Raw genomic sequence first — 299 nt, forward strand, 5'->3', positions numbered from 1 at the left:
TTTCAATCCCTGAATAATATTTGGATGATGTCTATTAGGAAATGTTCGATCGGCGTCATCCGGTGATGCTTCTTTTCTAAACCTCGATCGGTCATCTTTCCTGGCCGACGTCGGCTGGAATTCTTTTCGATCAGTACCGTGAATCATGTTTTTTTGCCGAGGTTGGCTAATGTTTTCCTTTTGCCAGGCAAATGAAAACATGCCGGTGTCGGCCGAAACGCAACTTCGGTTGAGCTCGATCGAAAAGACCCAGCCGGCCTACACCGTAAATTTTTACGGCAACACCGAACAGAAAAGCA

1 protein-coding gene is annotated in these 299 nt (G+C 46.2%); it reads right to left on the bottom strand.

Features of this window, described 5'->3' with window-relative positions; genetic code table 11:
• Window positions 1-201 (bottom strand): hypothetical protein (locus J0A67_RS23625; RefSeq protein ID WP_206571685.1); only part of this gene is annotated, 201 nt, incomplete at its 3' end.
• Window positions 202-299: the final 98 nt, after the last annotated feature.

This window comes from Algoriphagus aestuariicola (genome assembly GCF_017254835.1).
Taxonomy (GTDB): Bacteria; Bacteroidota; Bacteroidia; order Cytophagales; family Cyclobacteriaceae; genus Algoriphagus; species Algoriphagus aestuariicola.